This window comes from Nesterenkonia maliinae (genome assembly GCF_051262655.1).
Classification (GTDB): domain Bacteria; phylum Actinomycetota; class Actinomycetes; order Actinomycetales; family Micrococcaceae; genus Nesterenkonia.
In genome coordinates this window covers 149,564-168,525 of record NZ_JBIMEY010000005.1, presented here as the reverse complement: position 1 = coordinate 168,525, position 18,962 = coordinate 149,564, and the positions used below count along the sequence as shown (strand labels likewise).

The window sequence follows — 18,962 nt, the reverse complement described above, 5'->3', positions numbered from 1 at the left end:
CACCTGTAGCCTGGCAGTGCGCGCCGCTTGCACTCCTGCGCGCAGGACGCCCATCTCAGTGCTCATCACGAAGGAGGGACACACTATGTCTGAGGACCAGACCATCTCACACCACACCGGAACCGTGTCTCCGCCCGAGCACCCCTCCAGCGTCTCACCCCCGAACATCGTCGTCATCCAGGCTGATCAGATGGCCGCGCAGGCGCTCGGCGCCTACGGCGACACCGCGGCGAAGACTCCGCACATGGACGCACTGGCCGAGGAGGGCGCCGTCTTCGACCGCGCCTACTGCAACTCCCCGCTGTGCGCGCCCTCCCGCGCCTCCATGATGACCGGGGTGATGCCCTCGGACCTGGGCTGCTTCGACAACGGGGACGACTTTCCCTCCTCGGTCCCGACCTTCGCGCACCGGCTGCGCCTCGCCGGATATCACACGGCGTTGGTGGGCCGGATGCACTTCGTCGGAGCGGACCAGCACCACGGGTTCGAAGAACGCCTCACCACCGACGTCTACCCCGCTGACCTTGACATGGTCCCGGACTGGACGCTGCCGCTGGAGCAGAAGCTGCAGTGGTATCACGACGCCGACGCCGTGTTCACCGCCGGGGTCTCCAAGGCCTCGGTCCAGCAGGACTTCGACGACGAGGTCGGCTTCCGCACCCTGCGCCACCTCAACGACCGGGTCCGCGCCAACCAGGCCGCCGCCGCTGCCGGCGAGGACGCCCAGCCGTTCCTCATGGTCAGCAGCTTCATCCACCCGCATGACCCCTATGAGCCGCCGCAGGAGCACTGGGACCGGTTCGCCGACGTCGAGATCCCCGACCCGGCCCACCCTGAGGTGCCCGACATCGCGGAGGACCCGCACAGCCACCGGCTGCGCGCGATGAGCGGCTTCGACAAGCGCTACCCCGACCTGGACCAGGTCCGCAATGCCCGGCGCGCCTACTACGCGGCGGTCAGCTACATCGATGACCACGTGGGCCGGATCCGCGAGCGCCTCGACACTCTGGGGCTCAGCGAGAACACCGTGATCCTGGTGACCGCCGACCACGGCGACATGCTCGGCGAGCGGGGGCTCTGGTACAAGATGTCTCCCTATGAGCGCTCCTCGCGGGTGCCGCTGATCGCCTACGGGCCGGAGCACCTGGTCCCCAGGGGCCGGCATCAGACCCCGGTCTCGCTGCTGGACCTGATGCCTACCCTGGTGGACCTCGCCGGAGCCCCGACCCCGAAGTCCGCCGGTGATTCGGTGCTCGAGATCGCCAGGCGCGAGCAGGCCGGTGACATCGGACCCAAGGATCGCCCGGTGATCATCGAATACCTCGCCGAAGGCACCTACCGGCCGCAGCTGACCATCATCAGCGGTCAGTACAAATACGTGGTCTGCCCCGGCGACGTGGATCAGCTCTTCGACCTCGCCGCGGACCCCCACGAGCTGCACAACGTGGCTCGTGAGAACCATCAGGCCGCCACCGTGACGCGGCTGCGCGCCGAGCTCGACTCCCGCTACGACATGACGGCGCTGGAGGCCGGGATCCTGGAGAGCCAGGATCAGCGCAGGCTCGTCGCCGAGGCGCTGAACAAGGGACGGAAACGGTCCTTCGATCACAATCCGGAGCCCGAGCAGCGCTATGTGCGCGGGGACTTCTGGAGCGCGCTGGAGTACGGCACGATCCGCGACGGCGCCCGCTGAGGTGAGCTGAGCCAAGTTGAGCTGATCAGCTCATCGATTGGGCAGTTGAGGGTGGAATGACCGCTGGGACACCGGCTCATTCCGCCCTGTTCTGCCCAATCGATGCGGGCGACCCAGCCCACCGGGACCGCAGGTAAGATCCATCCTCATGCGTGCAATGGTGATGGATGAGATCGCAGGGCCCCTGGAGGTCCGGGAAGTGTCCGAACCGACCCCACCGCCGGGCGGGGTCGTCGTGGAGGTCCACGCCACCGGGCTGTGCGGCAGCGACTGGCATGCCTGGGCCGGACACGAGGAGCTCACCCTCCCCCACGTGCCCGGTCATGAGCTCGCCGGGGTCATCGCCTCCGTGGACCCCGCGGCGCAGCACTGGTCGGTGGGTGACCGGGTGACGGTGCCCTTCGTGTGTGGCTGCGGTGCCTGCGAGTGGTGCCGTTCCGGCAACGCTCAGGTGTGCCCGAACCAGCAGCAGCCCGGGTTCACCCACGCCGGATCCTTCGCCGAGCGCGTCGCGCTGCACGCCGCTGACACGAACCTGGTCGCCATTCCCGAGGCCGTCTCCTTCGAGGCCGCGGCGGCGCTGGGCTGCCGCTTCGCCACCGCCTACCGGGCGCTGACCGCTCGCGCCGGACTGCGTGCCGGGGAATCGGTCACCGTGGTGGGCGCCGGCGGAGTCGGACTCAGCGCAGTGATGATCGCCAAGGCGCTCGGTACCCAGGTGATCGCCGTGGACCGCAGCCCCGAGGCCCTGCACGCCGCGAAGCAGCTCGGTGCGGATGAGGTGATCCTCGCCGATGGCCGCGACGTCCCCGAGGCCGTCCGGGCGATCACCGGGGAGGGTAGCGATGTCTCGGTGGACGCCGTCGGCAGCGAACAGACCTGCGCGGCCGCGGTCCTGAGCCTGCGCCGCCGCGGCCGGCATGTGCAGATCGGGCTGCTGCCCACCGAGACCGGGCTCTCGCAGGTCCCGATGGCCCGCGCGATCGCTTGGGAGCTGGACCTGCTGGGAAGCCACGGCATGGCCGCCGCCGACTACCCCGGGATGCTGGCCTTGATCGCGAGCGATGTGCTGCGCCCGCAGGACCTGATCGAACGCGTGGTCGGACTGCAGGAAGCCGCCAACCTGCTGCCAGCGATGCAACGGTCCGCGACCCCGGGGATGACGATGATCAACCCCAGGATCGCGTGATCCGCTGCTGCCGCGTCCGGACCTGACTCCTCAGGACTGATCCCTCAGGCCCTCATCTTCAGGCCCGGGTCTTCAGGACTGAGACCTCAGGGCTTGGCCTGCGCGGCCGCCTTCGCGGCGGCCGGCAGCGCATCCAGGATGCGGCCGATGGCGGCGTCGTCGTGCGCGGAGGACAGGAACCACGCCTCGAAGACGCTCGGCGGCAGGTAGACCCCGGCGTCGAGCATCGCGTGAAAGAACGGTCCGTAGCGGAAGCTCTCCTGCGCCTGGGCGTGCGCGTAGTTGTGCACCCCGGTGGCCGAGGTGCCGAAGGCCACCGAGAACAGCGAGCCGACCTTCTGCAGCGTGTGGTCCACACCGGCGGCGTTCAGCTCTGCGGTGAGCGCGTCGGCCACGATCTGGGCCTTCTCATCGACGTGCGCGTAGACCCCGGCGGTGGCGTGCTCCAGGGTGGCGACCCCGGCAGCCATCGCGACCGGGTTCCCGGAGAGCGTGCCTGCGTGATAGACCGGCCCTGTGGGCGCGAGGTGTTCCATGATCTCCCGGCGCCCGGCCAGCGCGGCGGTGGGCAGTCCACCGCCGATGACCTTGCCGAAGGTGAACAGGTCCGGCTCCCAGCCTTCGACGCGCCCGGAGGCGCCCCAGTAGCCGGCCTCGGTGATCCGGAATCCGGTCATCACCTCGTCGAAGATCATCAGTGCCCCGTGGCGCTGGGTGATCTTCCGGATGAACGCGTTGAAGCCCTCTTCCGGGACCACCACGCCCATGTTGGCGGGGGTGGCCTCGGTGATCACCGCGGCGATCCGCTCGCCGTGCTCGGCGAAGACCGCTTCCAGCGCGGCGCGGTCGTTGTACTCCACCACGATGGTCTCCGAGGCCTGCGCCTCGGTGACTCCGGCGGATCCGGGCAGTCCGAGCGTGGCGACTCCGGAGCCGGCGGCGGCGAGCAGCCCGTCGGAGTGTCCGTGATAGCAGCCGGCGAACTTCACCACGATGTTGCGATCGGTGACCCCGCGGGCCAGCCGGATCGCGGTCATGGTGGCTTCGGTGCCGGTGGAGACCATCCGGATCATCTGCGCGCCGGGGACCCGACGGCGGACCAGCTCCGCCAGTCGCGCCTCGGAGGGGTGGGAGGTCCCGAAGCCGAGTCCGGCGTCCACCGCGTCGTGCACGGCTTTGATCACTGCGGGGTGCTTGTGCCCGAGCAGCGCCGGGCCCCAGGAGCCGACCAGGTCCACGTACTGCGTGCCCTCGGCGTCGGTGAGGTAGGGCCCGTCGGCGGCGACCATGAACGTCGGGGTGCCTCCCACCGAGCCGAAGGCGCGGACCGGGGAGTTCACTCCCCCGGGCATGAGCTCACGGGCGGTGTCGAAGAGTTCCTGGTTCGTGGTCATCGCGGGGCAGGGTCCTTTCAGCTGACCGGCGGGAAGCCGGCGTCGGTGCGGGGTTCGTCGGTGGGTTCGCCGTCGGGCTTGGCCGGCGACGCGGTCTTGGCCGGTGAGCTGGCCTCCACCGGGGCGACCGTGGTGTGCGGCTCGACCCGCGGGTGGACCGGGGTCGTGGCGCTCGGCGCGGAGGGGCTGCTGGTCGGGACCGGTGCCTGTGGGGCGCGGGTGCTCCGTGGTCCGGCGAGGTCCTCGCGCAGCCATCCGGCCACCTCGGTGGCGTAGTAGGTCAGCACGTTGGTGGCTCCTGCGCGACGGATCGCGATCAGCGATTCGGTGATCACGGTGCGCCGGTTGATCCACCCGTTGGCGGCGGCGGCCTCGATCATCGCGTACTCCCCGGAGACCTGGTAGGCCGAGACGGGGACGTCGCTGATCGCGGCGGTGTCGGAGAGGATGTCGAGGTAGGCGCTGGCCGGCTTGACCATCACCATGTCCGCGCCCTCGGCGAGGTCGAGCTCCACCTCGCGCAGCGCCTCGGTGCGGTTCGGGGCGTCCATCTGGTACTGCTTGCGGTCACCGGTGAGCTGGGAGTCCACGGCCTCGCGGAACGGGCCGTAGAACCCGGAGGCATATTTCGCCGCGTAGGCGAGGATCGGCACGTGCTGGTGTCCGGCCTCATCCAGGGCCTGCCGGATCACGGCGACCTGGCCGTCCATCATGCCCGAGGGTGCGACGACGTCGGCGCCCGCCGCGGCCTGGGCGACGCCCATCTCGGCGTAGACCTCCAGGGTGGCGTCGTTGTCCACCTCGCCGGTCTCGTCGACGAGCCCGCAGTGACCGTGGTCGGTGAACTCGTCCAGGCACAGGTCGCTCATCACGACCAGGTCAGCACCGACCCGGTCCTTCACGGCGCGGATGGAGCGGTTGAGGATGCCGTCGGGGTCCAGGCCGGCGCTGCCCTGGGCGTCGCGGGTGGCGGGGATGCCGAAGAGCATGATGCCGGCGAGGCCGAGGTCTCGGGCCTCTTCGGCGGCGGTGAGCAGGGAGGCTTCGGTGTGCTGCACGACGCCGGGCATGGAGCTGATCGGAGCGGGGGCGGTGAGGCCCTCCCGAACGAAGACCGGCAGGATCAGGTCAGCCGGGTGCAGCCGGGTCTCGGCCACCATCCGGCGCATGGCGGGGCTGCGGCGCAGCCGGCGGGGGCGCTGTTCGGGGAAACTCACGTGCGACTCCTGGTGCTCAGCGGGATGGCGGTCGGTGCGCTGGAGCTGAGCCTTGTCATCCAGGCCAGCGTGAAGCGTGTCGCCGCCGGTCAGTCTAGTTCTCAGCGACCCAGGGCGGCCATCACAGCGTCGGCGCTCGGCTCAGAGAGAACACCGGCGGCGGGGATTCCGCGGCGAGAGAGGGTCCTTGCGGTGGGCCGTCCGATGGCCAGCAGCCGCACCCGTTCCGGGAGGCCGAGGTCAGCGAGTCCGTCAGCCGCGGAGGAACTGGTGACCAGCAGGACCGTGGGGTCCACGTGGGTGAGCCGGTCGTGGCGCAGGTCTGCGGCGAGCTGGTCGAGGTCGAGGAGGTCCTCGCGGGCCGGGAGCGGGAGCAGACGGCGCTCCGGGTCCCCGGCGGCGAGGGCGCCGTCGACCACTAGGCAGTCGGTCTCATAGGCGCTGACCGGGGTGACCTCCCAGCCGATGGCGGTCAGGCCCTCGCGCAGCTCCGCCCGGGCCTGGGCCGACTGGGGCAGCAACAGTGCGGTACTGTCCTCCGGGGCGGGCTCGGGAATCTCTTGGATCATCCCGGCGGCGCTCTTCTCCCCTGACGGCATCCACGGTTCGCTGATGCCGGTCAGCCGGTGCAGCGCTCGGGCAGTGCCGGGACCGACGACGCCGACGCAGGTCTGCGCCGGGAGGGCCCCGTCCCAGCCCAGCTTCACCAGGGCCCGGACGGTGTTGGCGCTGGTGAACAGCACCCAGGCGAAGTCCCCACCTGAGAGCCGCTCCAGCGCGGCCATCAGCTCGGTGGTGTCGGCGGGGAGTCGCTGCTCGGTGACCGGAAGGAACTGGACGTCGAGTCCAGCCGCGCGCAGCCCCGCCTCCAGCGGGCCCGCCTGTGCGGGGTCTCGGGTCAGAGCGATGCGCATGGGACTAGCCTACCGACTGGCGCGGAGGCAGAATGAGCGGCATGGATGCGCATGACTCATGGTCCGCGGAAGGACACTACGCGCCTCTCGGGGAGCTGGCCACCGCACCAGTGTCACCGTTCACCAGGACCCCCTCGCTGACCGGGGGCGAACGCGTGGTTGCGATCGGCGTGCTCTGTGACTTCACCGAGGAGCCGACCGGCGGCAACCCCGGGCTGAGCATCAGCATCTTCGAACACTGCGTCCTCGACGACGGCCAGACGGTCCACCTCTCCGTCCGCGGCTTCACCCACTCCCTCGTGCACTGGACCGACGGAGTGACGGTCGAGACTCCTGCTGACGCTGAACGACCATCGTTGGAGTCCCTGAGGCAGGATGTGCTCAACTGCGTGCTGCCCGATGACCTGCCCGATGGCAGCCCTCCAGTGGAGGACCATCCGTGGGCGGAGCTGGCCGGCTCGGCACGCGAGGTGGGGGTGCAGGTGAGCGCTGATGAGCTGCGCCGGCTGGAGTACTTTGTGGAGTTCACGGAGCGGCTGGAGAAATGGGTGTCAGGCTGACGCCCCGCGTGAATGCCGGTGCACCGGCCCGGTGAGGAATCCCGCCCAGGAAAGATCACGCGGTCAGTTCCTCAGGAGTCGATGACGTGCTTGAGCAGCCCGAAGTCCTCGGCGAGCAGCTGCTCGGCGACGCGAGTGCCCAGCTGGATCGCCCGGTCGACTGAGACCCGGCGATCAGCGCCGGCCTCGATGGAGATCTCGGCGCCGGCGCGCTGCACCTTGGTCCCGTCGGGCGCACAGATGACCGAGTCCAGGCGCAGGGTGGCGCCGCCGTCGGGGTTGTCGTCGTAGCGGGCGAGCCCACCGATCGGGGCCGAGCAGCCGGCGTTGAGCTTGGCCAGGAGTCCCCGCTCTGCGGAGGTCTCCAGCCGGGCGGGGATGTCGTCATAGAGCGCCAGCGCCATACCCAGCGGCGCGGTCGGCTCGGCATCTTCGGCACGGACCTCCACCGCCAAGGCACCCTGCCCGGGGGCGGGCAGCATCACCTCCGTGGGGATCAGCTCGGCGATGTGATGCTCCAGGCCGAGCCGCTTGAGTCCCGCGCCGGCGAGCACGACGGCGTCCAGGTCGCCCCGTGCCGCGTTTGGCGCCTGCGGAGAGGCTTCGGCGGCAGACCCGTGGCCGCGGACCCGGGCCAGCCGGGTGCCGACATTGCCGCGGATGTCCACGATCTGAAGGTCCGGCCGGGCGGCGCGCAGCTGCGCGGCGCGTCGGGGAGATCCGGTGCCGACCTTCGCACCCTCGGGCAGGTCCTTGAGCGGCACGTCGTCGGCGGAGCACAGCGCGTCGCGCACATCCGCCCGCGTCGGCACCGAGGCGATCGCGAGACCCTCGAGATCCTTGGCAGGCAGGTCCTTGAGCGAGTGCACCGCGACGTCACAGGTCTTGTCGAACAGCGCCTGGCGCAGCGCAGAGGCGAACACACCCGTGCCGCCCATCTGGGCGAGCGGCCCGGTGAGGATGTCGCCCTCGGTCTTGACCGTGATCAGCTCGTACTCGGCCTCGGCGTGTGCGGCGAGCGCGTCGGCCGCCGTCGTCGTCTGGGTCAGTGCGAGCTTGCTCCCGCGGGTGCCTACGGTGAAGGTGGGCATCTAGCTCCTTGCGACGTCTTTGCGGAAGCGGGTGCAGTTGCAGGGTCCGCAGATGCCGGACCACTGACCGGGCACGACCTGCTCGCCGAAGCCGACGGGCTCGCCGTTGACTCCCTTGAGGTATTCGCTGAGCACGTCGACCAACCCCGAGACGAACTTCTCCTGGATGCCGGGGGTCGCGGCGCGGTGGTAGGCCAGGCCGAGCTCCGCGGCGGTGTCCTTGGCCTCGGTGTCGAGGTCCCAGAGCACCTCCATGTGGTCGGAGACGAAGCCGATCGGCATCACCACCACACCGGCGACGCCGGCTTCGGCGTCCTCGGTGATCGCGTCGTTGATGTCGGGCTCCAGCCACGGGGTCTTCGGGCTGCCGGAGCGGGACTGGAAGGTCAGCGAGTGCTCGAGTCCTTCGGCCTCGGGCACGCTGGCCATCAGATGGCGGGCGACGGCGAGGTGCTCGGCCGAGTAGACGTCGGTGCCGTATTCCTCGATCACCCGGTCCGGGCCCATGGCCTCGGCGTTGCGGCTGGGGATGGAGTGGGTGACGAAGACGATCTTCGGCTGCGCCTCCGCCTTGCCGGCCTGCTCCAGCTGGGCACGGACGTCGGCGACGCCGGCGGCCAGGGCGTCCTTGAACGGGTCGATGAACGCCTTGTCCATGAAGAACTGGCGGACCTTGACCACGCTCATCTCTTCGCGGAGACCGGTCTCATCCAGGGTCAGCGAGAAGTCCTCGCGGTACTGACCGCAGGAGGAGTATCCGTTGTACGCGGAGGTGACCAGCGCCAGGATCCGGCGGTGTCCGGCGGCGTGCATCTCGCGGAAGGTCTCGGTGAAGAAGGGGTTCCAGTTGCGGTTGCCCCAGTAGATCGGGATGTCCAGCTGGCGGGCCGCGACCTCGGCCTCCAGAGCGCCCTTGAGGTCCCGGTTCTGCTGGTTGATCGGGCTGATGCCGCCGTTGGCGCGGTAGTGGGTGGCGACCTCTTCGAGCCGCTCATCCGGGATGCCGCGGCCTCGGGTCACGTTGCGCAGGAACGGGAGCACATCGTCCTGCCCCTCCGGGCCGCCGAAGGAGGCGAGCAGGATGGCGTCGTAGTTGCTCGGCTCGTCCCGTGTGGTGCCCTCGGCGTAGTCCACCGGCAGCGGGGCCGGCGCATCTGCGCCCTCGGTCGTGTTCTCGGTGCCCGGGGTGGGGGTGGTCTGGGATGAGTCCGCCACGGCCGACTCGGCCTCGCGCTCGGTGGGGTGGTCGGAGGTCTCCGTCGGGTGGACCGGTCGGGTGTTTTCGTGGGACTCGGCTGACTCGGTGTTGTCGGGGGTGATCGTCACAGCAGGACCTCAGCGATCTCCGACGCGGCCTTCAGGCGGCGTCCGGTGTAGAAGGGAATCTCGTCACGCACGTGATATCGGGTCTCGGACTCGCGGAGCTTGCGCATCATGTCGACCAGGTCGGTGAGCTTCGGCGCCTCCAGCGCGAGCAGCCACTCCCAGTCGTTGAGCGCGAACGCCGAGGTGGTGTTGGCCAGCACCGAGGGGAACTCCTGGCCGAGCATGCCGTGCTCGCGCAGCATCTTGCCGCGCTTGGCCGGGTCCAGCAGGTACCAGTCGTAGGAGCGGTTGAACGGGTAGATGACCAGCCAGTCCTCCGGGGGCACCCCGAGGGCGTAGGCCGGGACGTGGCTGCGGGCGAACTCGGCGGTGCGGTGCACGCCCATCGCGGAGAACGCGATCCGGGTCCGGGAGAACATTGCGGTGCGCCGAATCCGGCGCACGGCGGCTTGCAGGTCTTCGGCGGAGGGGCCGGTGACCCAGGTCAGGATGTCAGCCTCGTCGCGCATGGCGGAGACGTCGTAGCTGCCGCGGAAGTCGACCTCCTGCTCGGCGAACGTTCCGGCGAGCTCATCGAACTCCACCTCCACGTCAGCGCCTTGCGGGGCGGATCCGGTCCGCGCGAAGACGGTGTAGAGGGTGAACCAGTCCTTGCCCGAGGTGTTGACCTCTTCGGGCGTGCGCTGGGCGTTGCTGCCGTAGCTCACAGGTGCCTCCATCAGCATTGATCGTCCGTGCGGGACCCAGGTGACGATGTCCCGCGTCCAGCTTATCGCCCGGTCTTCCACCGTTTTCTACATGACGTCGAAAAAAGTGACGGACGGCTCAGCGGGGTGTGACCAGGGCGGGCTGGTCAGGACCGCACTGATCAGGATCGGGCACTGAGGATCGTCGCGGCGGCGGCCCGCGCGTCGGGCACCACCCGGGCGAGCCCGGTGCCGGCGAACCAGGCGCCGATCAGATGGATTCCGGGGCGGGCCTCACCTGCTTCGGCGCCGGAGGTCGCGGCCAGGCGTTCGCGCAGCGCGGTGATCCTCTCGGCATGGCCGGCGGAGGTCTGCGGCAGCGCCTTGCGCCAGCGGATCACGCTGGACTCGAGGATCTGCTCCGGTTCGATCGGCACCCCGAAGAGCGCCCCGACGTCCTCGGCGGCCGCGGCGAGCAGCTGCGCGTCGCTGGACTCCGCGCCGAGCGCGTCCTGGTGGGTCTGCCCGACTCGGCCATAGGACAGGCGCACCACATGGTGGCCCGGCCCGTGCGCGTGGGTCACGGCGGTGTCCGCCCATTCCCATTTGGAGCTGATGTGCGTCATGGCCTTCGCGGCGATGGTCTCGACCTGGGGCGCGACCAGCACCCCGGTGCCGCGCGGGTGGTCGTCGAGCTCGGGTGCGTCCAGGATCATCGAGACCAGGGCGACGCCGCGGCCTGCGTCCGGCGCGCTGACGGCCGGTGCGTCGCTGGCGGACCTGCCGGCGGCCGGTGCGTCGTTGGCGGTCGCACCAGCGGCCTGCGCACCCGCTGGTGTCAATCCGGTCAGGTCCAGCCCGTCCAGGTTCACGACTCCAGACACCAGCTGCACCGCGGCCGGAGCATCCAGGGCGAGGATCACATGATCCGGCACGCTCCAGCCGGCATTGTCGCTCCCCCGATCGAACCCCGGGCCGTTGCCCGCAGCGAGCGCCGCCAGGTCGGTGACAGGGGTGTCGAGTCGGATCTCTGCGCCGAGCCGGAGCAGCTCCGCCTCGAGCGCGCCGACCAGCCGATTGAGTCCGCCATAGAGGGAGTTCACGGCCGATCCAGGAGGAGCCTTGGACTTCACCAGTGCGACCGCGCGGGCCAGCGAGCCCTCGCGCAGCATCGCGTCGAAGAGTCCAGGGGCGGCGTTGTTCATGTCGAGGTCATCGGGATCCGCGGAATGGACTCCGGAGACGATCGGGGTGACCAGCCGGTCCAGCACAGCCTGGCCCATCCGGTCCCGGACCACCTCGCCCAGGGAGATCTGCCCGGCCCGGGCCTCCGCGGCCTCGGCCCAGCTCTCCATGGGCGCGGTGAGATCCTCGGCAGCGCGGCGCGCCTCGGCCGCACCGAGGATCGCCACCACATCGGGGGCCAGGGGATCAGCGGGGATGCCTAGGATCCCGGTGGCCGGAAGCGGGGCCGCGAGATCGGGCAGCTGCAGCCAGGCCGCCGAGTGCTGCGGAGCCACCACCTGCTCGTCCAGACCGAGCTCCTGGAGCAGCTTCGGCACCACGGGTGAGCGGGTCGCGAAGGCCTCGGCGCCGGCGTCGTAGGCGACACCGCCCATGACGTGGGCACCGATCGCGCCGCCCAGCCGGTCGCCCGCCTCGAAGATCTGCACCGTGGCCCCGGCGCGAGCCAAGTCCCAAGCCGCGATCAGCCCGGCGATGCCCCCGCCGACCACGGCGACGTGTGGCGCGCGCGCCGGCTCGCCGACTGCGTCAGCGACACCGTCAGCAACAGCGTCAGCGTCACCGCGGAATGCGGCAGACGAGGCGGCGGGCTCGCTCAGCGGAGCGTTGGTCGGGGCGTCCATTCAGGCGGAGCTCAGTCCTCGTAGCCGATCTCGTGGATCAGGCTGACCACGCGGGTGAGCACCTCGGGGTCGGTCTCCGGGGGCACTCCATGGCCGAGGTTGAGCACATGGCCGGCGGCGCCAGCACCTGCCGCGATGATCGCGCGGACATGCTTCTCCAGCACGGGCCAGTCCGCAGGCAGCAGCGCCGGGTCGATGTTGCCCTGCAGCGGCGTCTCCGCACCTACCCGGCGGGTGGCCTCGGCAAGGTTCAGCCGGTAGTCCACCCCGACGACGTCGGCGCCCGCCGCACGCAGCAGGTCCAGGATCTCCCCGGTGCCGGTGCCGAAGTGGATCAGCGGGGCGGTGACCCGGTGCCCCTCAGGGGTGGTGCCGCCCAGGTCCTTGACGTGGGTGAAGGCCTCGGCGGAGTGGCGCAGCACGTGGCGGGCGTAGTCCTCGCGGCCCAGTGACCCGGCCCAGGAGTCGAAGAGCTGCGCGGCAGAGGCGCCGGCCATCAGCTGGGCGCGCATGAACCGGCCGGAGACCTCCGCGGCCCAGGCGGCGAGGGCGTTCCAGGTGTCGGGGTCGGCGTGCATCATGGTGCGCGGGCCGAGGTGGTCCCGGGAGGGCTTGCCCTCCACCATGTAGGCGGCCAATGTGAACGGGGCGCCGGCGAAGCCGATCAGCGGGGTCGAGCCGAGCTCGGCCACCGTGCGCCTGACCGCTTCGGTGATCGGCGCGAAGGCGGCGTCGTCGAGCGTGGGCAGGGCCTCGACGTCGGCCCGGGTGCGCACCGGGTGACCCAACACCGGACCGACACCGGGCTGGATCTCGACGTCGATCCCGGCCAGGCGCAACGGGATGACGATGTCAGAGAAGAAGATGGCGGCGTCGACGTCGTGCCGGCGCACCGGCTGCAGCGTGATCTCCGAGGCCAGCGCGGGGTCCAGGCAGGAGTCGAGCATGGTGGTGCCCTCGCGCAGCGTCCGATACTCGGGCAGCGAGCGGCCGGCCTGGCGCATGAACCACACCGGGCGGCGGTGCGGACGTGTGATCTCCCCCGCACTGTTACGCCCGCCGCGATACTGGTTCAGCAGCGCCGAGTCAGCAGTGAGCCCGGTGAGCAGCGGATGGCCCTCGGGCAGCTGCGCGGTGGAACCCTGAGAACGTACGGCCGCCCGCGGGATCGCCGTGACGGAGCCGGTGGCCGGGGAGGACGCGGCCATGCCGGCGAAAGATCCAGAAGTCATATGCCACATTCTCCACTTTTCGGCGGCACACTTCGACCCGCTGTAGAATCGATGACGTCGTGGTACTTATTTCTCTCGTTGCCACCCACTCGGAGCTGGACCTCGAGACGGTGGGCACTCTCAGCTCAGGAGCGGCCGAACTGGCCGGATCCGTGCACATGCCTGCCGTGACGCTGGCGACGTGCAACCGCATGGAGATCTACGCCGAGTCCAGCGGCTCCTCCCATGACGACGTGCAGTCCACCCGCGAGCAGCTCCTCGACGTCGTGGCCGAGACCTCGGGCCTGGACCGCGAGCTGGTCGGACGCTCCTTCCGCACTCTGGTGGAGGACGACGCCGTCTCTCACCTCTTCGAGGTCGGCGCCGGTCTGGACTCCGCAGTCATCGGTGAGCGCGAGATCGCCGGGCAGGTGCGCAAATCTCTGGCCGACGCCCAGCACGCCGGCACCATCTCTGGAAACCTCACCAAGCTCTTCGAGACCGCGTCCCGGACCGCCAAGGATGTCGGCACCCGCACCGCGCTGGGCTCCCGCGGACGCTCCATCGTCTCGGTGGCCCTGGACATCGCCGGAGACATGCGCGGCGACGGCGCGGCCTTCTACCCTGGCGCGAACGTCGTGCTGATCGGCACCGGCGCCTACTCCGGGACCTCACTGGCTCAGCTGGTCGAGCGCGGGGTCACCGATATCGGGGTCTTCTCCGGCTCCGGACGCGCCGAGGACTTCGTGGCCGAGCGCGCCGGCGGGGCCCGCGCCCTGCAGATGCAGGAGCTTCCTGCCGCGTTCCGCGAGGCCGATGTGATCATCGGCTGTTCCGGCGGCAACCGTCGGATCACCGCCAAAGAGGTCGAGAACCTGGCCGGGCTCTCCGGGGACTCCCCGCGGGAGAAGCCGCTGACCGTCATCGACCTTGCCCTCTCCCATGACTTCGACCCCGATGTGGCCGAGCTCGACGGCGTGGATCTGATCACCCTGGAATCGGTGAAGATGGCCGCCCCCGGCGAGACCGAGGATTCGGTGCAGGAGGCGCGCGACGTCGTCCGCTCCGCAGTGGATCAGTACCTGACTGAGCGGCGCGAGCGCACCGCCGATGACGCCATCGTGGCGCTGCGCCGGCACACCCAGGCGCTGCTGGACGAAGAGATGACCAAGATCCGCAAGCAGCACGGCTGCACCGGAGCCACCGAAGAGGTGGAGTTCGCGGTGCGCCGGATCGTGCGCAAGATGCTGCACACCCCCACCGTGCGGGCCCGCGAGATGGCCGCCGAGGGTCGCACCGAGGACTATGTGCGTGCGCTGCAGGACCTGCACGGCATCGAGGTGCCGGTGCGCGAGGAGCCTGCCCGTGCCAAGCCCGCGAAGCGTCGGCGGGCCGAGGAGTTCTCCGCCGGGGAGCTCGCCCAGATGGCCAGCTACCTCACGAAGGTCCCCGCCGGCGGGTTCTGCCAGCACCACCGGCCCGGTGAGTTCGAGATCGAACGCATCGACGCCGTGCGCGATCTGCACATTCGCCGCGCCAGCTGACCCGTCCCCTGGGGGCAAAAAATCGTAGACCTGTGGGTTCGTCGTAGGGATAGAGCTCTACGATTCACCACAGGTCTACGATTTTTTCACGCCCGGGAGGGGATCACCCCAGCGGGGCAGATCAGTTCAGGCCCTGTTCGCTGAGCCAGTCGGCGGCCACGTCGGCAGGATCGGCCTGCTCGTCGACGCTCTGGCTGTTCAGCGAGATCAGCTCCTCGCTGGTCAGCGCGGCGTTGACCTCGTCGAGCACCGCTGCGGCGTCCTCATCGACTCGCTCCGAGACCACGGGCAGCACGTTCTGCGGGAGCACCAGCTCCTCGGGGTCCTCGAGCACCACGAGGTCCTCGGCTTCGATGATCGGATCGGCGCTGTAGATGTCCGCGACCTCCACGTCCCCGCTCAGCAGCGCGTCCACGGTCAGCGGCCCGCCGGAGTCCTGGACCGGGACCACGGTGATCTCCACGCCGTAGACGTCCTCGAGTCCCTCGGGTCCGTAGGGCCGGGTCTCGAACTCGGAGTTCGCGGCGATGCGCAGATCCTCGATGCCGGCGAGGTCGGAGATCTCGGTGAGGTCGTTCTCCTCGGCGAACTCGGAGGTCACCACGAAGCTGTCCTGATCGGTGGCCTCAGCGGGCTCGAGCACGCGCAGACCCTCGGGCAGCACCTCCTCCAGCGCGGCGGTGATCTCCTCCAGGGCGGCGGCCTCGGCGTCCTCCTCGTAGTACTGCAGGAAGTTGCCCGCGTACTCGGGGAAGATGTCGATGGCTCCGGACTCGATCTCCGAGACATAGACCTCGCGCTGGCCGATCTCGAACTCCCGCTCGACCTCGATGTCCTCGGCCTCCAGCGCCTGGGCGTAGAGCTCGGCGATGATGCTGTTGGAGTAGTACTGCTGGGATCCGATCACCAGGGCCTCGCCCTGCTCGGCATCTGACTCGCCCTCTTCGGCGAGCGGGTCTCCGCCGCCGCAGCCGGTCAGTGCCAGAGCGGCGATCGTTCCCGTGACCCACAGTCCGGTGCTCTTCATAGTCGTCCTCTTTCTCTTGGCAGCTCCCACTTTGCGGCAACTTGTCCTGAGCGAAATCTTCGCAGAAACTCAACCCCAGCGGCGGAGTGTGCTCAGTGCGCAGTCATATTCATCCGGTGCCGGCGAGTCCGGGCACCCGGCGCAGCAGCCGCTGGGTGATGCCGAACCCCGCGTCCACCAGGATCGCGAGCAGGATCACCACCAGGGAGGCGCCGAGCATCACTGCGTAGTCATAGGTCTGCAGCCCCAGGAAGAGCTGCCGTCCGAGCCCGCCTGCACCGACATAGGCCGCGAGCGTGGCGGTGGCGATGATCTGCAGCGCCGCCAGCCGGAGTCCGCTCAGGATCAGCGGCAGCCCCAGCGGGATCTCCACCCGGGTCAGGACCTGCCAGCCGCTCATCCCCTGGGCGCGCGCGGCGTCCACGGTGGCCTGGTTCACCGATTCCACCCCGGCGTAGGCGCCGGCCAGCACCGACGGCGCGGCGAGGATCACCAGCGCCACCATCGGGGCGGTGAGTCCGATCCCGGTGAACAGCGCCACCAGGGTCAGCAGGCCCAGCGTGGGCAGCGCGCGGGCGGCGCCGGTGGCCACGATCGCGACGCCGCGGCCCTTGCGGGTGTGGCCGATCGCCAGGCCCAGGGGCAGCGCGATCGCGGCGGCGATGCCAAGCGCGATCAGCGTGTAGCCGAGGTGCTCCAGAGAGCGCACCCAGAGTCCGCCGGACCCGGTCCAGGAGTCGGCGGTGAACAGCCAGTTCAACGCCTCGAGAATATTGGTCATGCCGCGACCTCCCGGGCCCTGCTCAGCAGCGGACGACGACGGCGGCTCGTCTGCTGCCAGGGCATCAGCATCCGCCCCGCCAGGACCAGCAGCAGGTCGCAGACCAGCGCGAGCACCACCGTCATCAGGATCCCGGCCACGATGGCGCCGATGATGTCTCGGGCGAACCCGTCGGTGAACAGCGAGCCCAGCGAGCTGACCCCGAGCACGGCGCTGACCGAGACCAGGCTGATCGAGCTGACGCAGACCACGCGCACCCCGGCGAGCAGGGCAGGACCCGCCAGCGGGAGCTCCACGGTGAAGAAGCGTCCGATTCCGGAGAATCCGATGGCGGTGGCGGAGGTGCGCACGTCAGCGGTGACTGCATCCAGGGCCTCCGCGGCGGAGCGCACCATCAGGGCGAGGCCGAAGATCGAGAGCGCGATGACCACGTTGAGCGGGTCGCGCACCGAGGTGCCGATCAGCGCGGGCAGCAGGATGAACAGCGGCAGCGAGGGCACCGCGTAGAGCAGCCCCGTGCCGGTGAGGACCGGTTCGCGCAGCGCCCGGACCCGGTTCGCGCCCCAGGCTACGGGGATGGAAAGCACGAAGGCGATGACCACCGCAGGCAGGCTCAGCGCCAGGTGCGCGAGTGTGAGCTCCCCGATCCGCGGGAGGTTCTCCAGGATCCAGGTCATGGGTGCTGGGACGGGTTGTTCTGGTCAGCGCTGGTGTGGACGCCGTTGGATCGTGCAGGCTCCGGCTGGGAGTCCACCACGCCCATGGGCCGGCCCTGCGCATCGGAGATCAGCCAGCCGCCGCCGTCGGCTGTGGCCGCGGTCAGCGACCGCCGACCGGAGTCCAGGCCGAGGAAGCGGGAGACGAACTCGTCCTGCTGGTTCTGCACCAGCTCCGCAGGCGTGCCGGCGGCGGCGATCTCTCCGCCAGCCTTGAGCACCACGATCTGGTCCCCCAGGGTCAGCGCCTCGTCGATGTCGTGGGTGACGAAGATGATGGTCTTCTTCAGCTCCGCCTGGACCCGGGAGAGTTCGCGCTGCAGCTCCACGCGGACCAGCGGGTCCACCGCGCCGAAGGGCTCGTCCATGAGCAGGATGTTCGGATCGGCGGCAAGTCCGCGGGCCACGCCGACGCGCTGCTGCTGGCCGCCGGAGAGCTGGCCGGGGTAGCGCACGCCCAGGGAGGCGTCGAGGCCGACGATCTCCATCAGCTCGTAGCCGCGGGCCCGCGCGTCGGCCCGGGAGGCGCCGTTGAGCCGCGGCACGGTGGCGATGTTGTCGATGACCCGGCGGTGCGGGAGCAGTCCGGAGTGCTGCATGACGTAGCCGATGCGCCGGCGCAGGGCCACCGGCTCGGCGGCGGCCACGTCTTCGTCGTCGATGAGCACGGCTCCGGAGCTGGGGTCCACCATCCGGTTGACCATCCGCAGCAGGGTGGTCTTCCCGCAGCCGGAGGAGCCGAGAAGCACCGTGGTGGTGTGCGAGGGCACGGTGAGGCTGAAGTCCTGGACCGCGGTGGTCCCGTCCGGGTAGGTCTTGTTGACCTGCCGAAATTCGATCATGACGCCTCCATCAATGCCTGTCGGTGGACCTGCGCGTGCTCGCCCAGACGATTCTCCATCACGTCCAGGGCCTGCGGGGAAGAGTCGATGCAGATGAAGCGTCGCCCGGTCTCCACGGCCACCGCGCCCAGGGTGCCGGATCCGGCGAAGAAGTCGAGCACCCAGTCCCCCGGATTCGAGGAGGCCTGGACCATCCGGCGGACCAGTCCCACCGGCTTCTGCGTGGGGTATCCGGTCTTCTCCCGGCCCGTGGGCGAGACGATCGTGTGCCACCAGACGTCGGTGGGCAGCTTGCCGCGCGCCACCTTCTCGGCGGTGACCAGCCCGGGTGCCATATAGGGCTCGCGGTCCACGGCCTCGGCGTTGAAGATGTAGCCGTCGGGGTTCTTCACGTAGACCAGGATCGTGTCGTGCTTGGTGGGCCAGCGCTTCTTGGTGCGCCCGCCGTAGTCGTAGGCCCAGATGATCTCGTTGAGGAAGCACTCCCGCCCGAAGATCGCGTCGCAGAGGACCTTGGCGTAGTGGACCTCGCGGTAGTCCAGGTGCAGGTACAGGGTGCCCTCATCGGCGAGCAGCCGCCAGGCATGCAGAAGCCGGGGCTCGAGGAACTCCCAGTAGTCGGTGAAGGAGTCGTCGTATGCGGCCAGCGCGCGGCGGACCGTGTCATAGCTGCGCCCACGGAAGCCCGCTCGGTTGCCCTCACCGTCGGGACGCAGGGTGTTGGTGGTCTTGGTGGCCCGCTGGGCCCGCCCGGTGTTGAAGGGCGGGTCCAGGTAGATCACCGTGAAGGCGCCGTCGGGCAGGTTCGGCAGGAGCTCGAGGTTCTCACCCTCGAGCACCTGCGAACCACCGTCGGGGTCGAAGCTGCGGCTGCGCGCCGCAGCACTCTCCCCGTCGCTCACA

The 18,962-nt window shown here is 69.9% G+C and carries 16 protein-coding genes and 1 pseudogene; 4 read left to right on the top strand and 13 right to left on the bottom strand.

Annotation, left to right across the window (positions count from 1 at the left end):
* The first annotated feature begins 85 nt into the window (after positions 1–85).
* Together betC and ACHAA4_RS10810 are read left to right on the top strand one after the other, a co-directional pair.
* Positions 86–1,693, top strand: coding sequence for a choline-sulfatase (betC, locus tag ACHAA4_RS10815; protein ID WP_435774182.1), 1,608 nt, complete (start codon positions 86–88; stop codon positions 1,691–1,693).
* 148 nt (positions 1,694–1,841) lie between these two features.
* Positions 1,842–2,882, top strand: coding sequence for a zinc-binding dehydrogenase (locus tag ACHAA4_RS10810; RefSeq protein WP_435774181.1), 1,041 nt, complete (start codon positions 1,842–1,844; stop codon positions 2,880–2,882).
* 86 nt (positions 2,883–2,968) lie between these two features.
* On the opposite strand, the gene hemL is transcribed toward ACHAA4_RS10810, so the two are convergent.
* The 3 genes and pseudogenes from hemL to ACHAA4_RS10795 form a co-directional block, all read right to left on the bottom strand.
* Complete coding sequence (gene hemL, locus ACHAA4_RS10805) at positions 2,969–4,276, bottom strand: glutamate-1-semialdehyde 2,1-aminomutase (protein WP_435774180.1); 1,308 nt, start codon at positions 4,274–4,276, stop codon at positions 2,969–2,971.
* A gap of 242 nt (positions 4,277–4,518) precedes the next feature.
* Positions 4,519–5,493 (bottom strand): annotated as a pseudogene (hemB, locus tag ACHAA4_RS10800) (porphobilinogen synthase); the annotation flags it as partial.
* Positions 5,494–5,594: 101 nt separating this feature from the next.
* Entirely contained in the window at positions 5,595–6,407 is an 813-nt protein-coding gene (locus tag ACHAA4_RS10795) for a uroporphyrinogen-III synthase (RefSeq protein ID WP_435774179.1), read from the bottom strand.
* A 41-nt stretch (positions 6,408–6,448) separates the two neighbouring features.
* On the opposite strand from ACHAA4_RS10795, the gene ACHAA4_RS10790 reads away from it, so the two are divergent.
* Positions 6,449–6,967 carry a hypothetical protein gene (locus ACHAA4_RS10790; RefSeq protein ID WP_435774178.1) on the top strand — a complete coding sequence of 173 codons (519 nt, stop codon included), beginning with the start codon at positions 6,449–6,451 and terminating at the stop codon, positions 6,965–6,967.
* Positions 6,968–7,038: 71 nt separating this feature from the next.
* Here the strand turns inward: ACHAA4_RS10790 and hemC are convergent, their stop codons facing one another.
* The 5 genes from hemC to hemE form a co-directional block, all read right to left on the bottom strand.
* On the bottom strand, positions 7,039–8,058 hold the full coding sequence (hemC, locus tag ACHAA4_RS10785; RefSeq protein WP_435774177.1) for a hydroxymethylbilane synthase: 1,020 nt from the start codon (positions 8,056–8,058) through the stop codon (positions 7,039–7,041).
* Positions 8,059–9,384 carry a ferrochelatase gene (locus ACHAA4_RS10780; RefSeq protein WP_435774176.1) on the bottom strand — a complete coding sequence of 442 codons (1,326 nt, stop codon included), beginning with the start codon at positions 9,382–9,384 and terminating at the stop codon, positions 8,059–8,061.
* Positions 9,381–10,103 (bottom strand): hydrogen peroxide-dependent heme synthase, encoded by a 723-nt coding sequence (gene hemQ / locus ACHAA4_RS10775; RefSeq protein WP_435774175.1) that lies wholly within the window; start codon positions 10,101–10,103, stop codon positions 9,381–9,383. The genes ACHAA4_RS10780 and hemQ overlap by 4 nt, the downstream gene beginning before the upstream one ends.
* Positions 10,104–10,252: 149 nt before the next feature.
* Positions 10,253–11,938 carry a protoporphyrinogen/coproporphyrinogen oxidase gene (locus ACHAA4_RS10770; RefSeq protein ID WP_435774174.1) on the bottom strand — a complete coding sequence of 562 codons (1,686 nt, stop codon included), beginning with the start codon at positions 11,936–11,938 and terminating at the stop codon, positions 10,253–10,255.
* 11 nt (positions 11,939–11,949) lie between these two features.
* The gene (hemE, locus tag ACHAA4_RS10765; protein WP_435774173.1) at positions 11,950–13,170 is read right to left on the bottom strand and encodes a uroporphyrinogen decarboxylase; all 1,221 of its coding nucleotides are present in this window, start codon (positions 13,168–13,170) and stop codon (positions 11,950–11,952) included.
* Positions 13,171–13,229: 59 nt separating this feature from the next.
* Here hemE and ACHAA4_RS10760 point away from each other — a divergent pair, with 59 nt between their 5' ends.
* Positions 13,230–14,693, top strand: a complete 1,464-nt coding sequence (locus tag ACHAA4_RS10760) for a glutamyl-tRNA reductase (protein WP_435774172.1) — start codon at positions 13,230–13,232, stop codon at positions 14,691–14,693.
* A gap of 121 nt (positions 14,694–14,814) precedes the next feature.
* On the opposite strand, the gene ACHAA4_RS10755 is transcribed toward ACHAA4_RS10760, so the two are convergent.
* From ACHAA4_RS10755 to ACHAA4_RS10735, 5 genes are all read right to left on the bottom strand, one after another.
* A complete protein-coding gene (locus ACHAA4_RS10755) occupies positions 14,815–15,720 on the bottom strand; it encodes an ABC transporter substrate-binding protein (protein ID WP_435774171.1) in 906 nt (301 codons plus the stop codon).
* 109 nt (positions 15,721–15,829) lie between these two features.
* Entirely contained in the window at positions 15,830–16,501 is a 672-nt protein-coding gene (locus ACHAA4_RS10750; RefSeq protein WP_435774170.1) for an ABC transporter permease, read from the bottom strand.
* Positions 16,498–17,178, bottom strand: coding sequence for an ABC transporter permease (locus ACHAA4_RS10745; RefSeq protein ID WP_435774169.1), 681 nt, complete (start codon positions 17,176–17,178; stop codon positions 16,498–16,500). The genes ACHAA4_RS10750 and ACHAA4_RS10745 overlap by 4 nt, the downstream gene beginning before the upstream one ends.
* Entirely contained in the window at positions 17,175–18,059 is an 885-nt protein-coding gene (locus ACHAA4_RS10740; RefSeq protein ID WP_435774168.1) for an ABC transporter ATP-binding protein, read from the bottom strand. Before ACHAA4_RS10740 ends, ACHAA4_RS10745 begins: the two co-directional genes overlap by 4 nt.
* Entirely contained in the window at positions 18,056–18,961 is a 906-nt protein-coding gene (locus ACHAA4_RS10735) for a DNA-methyltransferase (protein ID WP_435774167.1), read from the bottom strand. The genes ACHAA4_RS10740 and ACHAA4_RS10735 overlap by 4 nt, the downstream gene beginning before the upstream one ends.
* Position 18,962 lies beyond the last annotated feature (1 nt).

Excerpts from the sequence above, each read along its gene's own strand:
- hemL (WP_435774180.1), bottom strand. The coding sequence starts at position 4,276 with ATGACCACGAACCAGGAACTCTTCGACACCGCCCGTGAGCTCATGCCC.
- ACHAA4_RS10790 (WP_435774178.1), top strand. The coding sequence starts at position 6,449 with ATGGATGCGCATGACTCATGGTCCGCGGAAGGACACTACGCGCCTCTC.
- hemQ (WP_435774175.1), bottom strand. The coding sequence starts at position 10,103 with ATGGAGGCACCTGTGAGCTACGGCAGCAACGCCCAGCGCACGCCCGAA.
- ACHAA4_RS10755 (WP_435774171.1), bottom strand. The coding sequence starts at position 15,720 with ATGAAGAGCACCGGACTGTGGGTCACGGGAACGATCGCCGCTCTGGCA.
- hemE (WP_435774173.1), bottom strand. The coding sequence starts at position 13,170 with ATGACTTCTGGATCTTTCGCCGGCATGGCCGCGTCCTCCCCGGCCACC.
- ACHAA4_RS10795 (WP_435774179.1), bottom strand. The coding sequence starts at position 6,407 with ATGCGCATCGCTCTGACCCGAGACCCCGCACAGGCGGGCCCGCTGGAG.
- ACHAA4_RS10810 (WP_435774181.1), top strand. The coding sequence starts at position 1,842 with ATGCGTGCAATGGTGATGGATGAGATCGCAGGGCCCCTGGAGGTCCGG.
- ACHAA4_RS10770 (WP_435774174.1), bottom strand. The coding sequence starts at position 11,938 with ATGGACGCCCCGACCAACGCTCCGCTGAGCGAGCCCGCCGCCTCGTCT.
- ACHAA4_RS10740 (WP_435774168.1), bottom strand. The coding sequence starts at position 18,059 with ATGATCGAATTTCGGCAGGTCAACAAGACCTACCCGGACGGGACCACC.
- betC (WP_435774182.1), top strand. The coding sequence starts at position 86 with ATGTCTGAGGACCAGACCATCTCACACCACACCGGAACCGTGTCTCCG.
- hemC (WP_435774177.1), bottom strand. The coding sequence starts at position 8,058 with ATGCCCACCTTCACCGTAGGCACCCGCGGGAGCAAGCTCGCACTGACC.
- ACHAA4_RS10745 (WP_435774169.1), bottom strand. The coding sequence starts at position 17,178 with ATGACCTGGATCCTGGAGAACCTCCCGCGGATCGGGGAGCTCACACTC.
- ACHAA4_RS10750 (WP_435774170.1), bottom strand. The coding sequence starts at position 16,501 with ATGACCAATATTCTCGAGGCGTTGAACTGGCTGTTCACCGCCGACTCC.